The 1,848-nt window shown below is 30.2% G+C and carries 1 protein-coding gene; it reads right to left on the reverse strand.

Going from position 1 to position 1,848, the window contains the following annotated elements; translation table 11 throughout:
• Positions 1-639 precede the first annotated feature (639 nt).
• Positions 640-1,848, reverse strand: a 1,209-nt coding sequence (locus tag M1G14_RS10860; RefSeq protein ID WP_247926607.1) for an HNH endonuclease family protein, incomplete at its 5' end; no start/stop codon positions are given.

Below are 1,848 nucleotides of genomic sequence, written 5' to 3' on the forward strand. Positions count from 1 at the left end.
ACTACTTTAACATAAAGAAAAAGTAGTGAGTACTCTCTCGCGTCGGAGATTTCTTCACTACTAATCTTAGTATGTTTCATACCGTTGTCTTGACTATCCTCCTTAGATGATATGGATGGTTGAATTCCTTTTCATGAGTTTTGACAAAGAATTTTTGGAAAATCTAGATATTGTTTTAATCTCTATTTATTTTTCTAAAACGGGGAAATCTGATATAATAAGCTTTGTAGGTGTATTATTTTAATACTTACAGAACTAAACTATTCCTCTATTTAAAAAATATTGATTCAAATTTTATGAAATTAATCAGTAGATATCATTCTGAAAAGCCTTGATATTACGCTGATTTTAATCCAATTAAAACTCATACTTTCCAAACCAGGCTTGAAGAAAGCTCGTAAAGCTTCACAATTCTCAAAACGTTAATCAATACGATACTATCAACGTTTACAGACATTCAAGAATTTTCTCTTGGATGTCTTTTTTGTATAAAAAATAGGTCTTTTTCGGAAACTTATTAAATGTTGGGGACGATACCAGTAGATAATCGTATCCATAATTGCCATTAAATACAGGAAAAAGCACTTTAGTTGATAGTAACAGAATATGTGTTATCAGCTAAAGTGCTTTGTTAAATTGCTACATGCTCAAAAATTTTTCTCTTGCCTCATTTGAATCTTCCATTTTGAAAATCCTTATAAAATCAAGATAGTCTGAAAATCGTTTTTCTGGGATACATATTAATAATTCTTCAACATTAGCTTCAGATTGATTCAGGCCCCAGTCGTTTAGTATTCCAACTAATTCATCAGAAATACGAATATCACGTTCTCTAATTTCATCAAGTCCCCAGTTGTTATTACTTTGAGAAAGCTCAAGTAATATACCAACTTTAGATTTCCTATAGCTTTCTTTTTTCTTAGCAAAGTATCCATTACTTGCGATAATATTGAGCCTCTTTTCGAAGGGAATCTTATTTCCAATATGTTCAATCAATTCTTTGACTTCAGAATTTGAATTTGTTGGAAAATAACTTGATTGCCATTTTTGAGGAAGGATATGCTCAATCTCCCATTTTTCTGGTAATAACTCTGATTGATGTTGATAAGCTATGATCTTTAAAATCATCCTAACTGTATTACGATGCGCAGTTTTAATTTTATCTGACAATTCTTTCTCATCGATTTGGCCGAAATTGAATTTTGGTTGTGCTGAGTTAATTATTTCTGCATTTAAATTCAAGATTCCAGTTTTAACAGCATTAATTGTAGGTGTTATGATGTATTTTGCTGATAGAACTGCTAATAATCTTTTTAAAAAAATAAGAAAGTCACTTTCAAATGTATCTTTGTAATGATAGTGTAAGTAATAGATGACAACAGGATATTTCCAAAACTCATTAGGATAAGAGGTCAAAGTATCCAAAGTTTGTTTTATTTCAATATTTTCGGACCATTTTTCATTTTCTATTGGGACTCTATTATTTATCACAATCCACAAATTTAAAATAGCATTTAAATTTTGCATTAAGTCTTGTGAGTACAGTTTTTCGAAATTATTTTTTGCATAATATTTTCTAATACCAGGCGTGGTTGTCTTGCGATCGTTTTCATTTGCTCTCAAGTAAAACATATAGTAGTAAAACAACTTTTGAATACTTTCCCCAGTATTTGTAGCTTGTTCATCTAGTTCTTGCCAGAGTTCTATAAATTCTTTCTTTTCATCTGAATTCAAGTGATTATAAATTTTTGCTTTAAAAATATCGGCATCTGATAATGCTAGTCCTCTATCGTTTAGAGTTGAAAAAATAGTGAGTGCTGTTTCTTGACTATCGGCTGTAATAGGGAG

Source organism: Streptococcus parasanguinis (genome assembly GCF_023109675.1).
GTDB lineage: Bacteria > Bacillota > Bacilli > Lactobacillales > Streptococcaceae > Streptococcus > Streptococcus parasanguinis_I.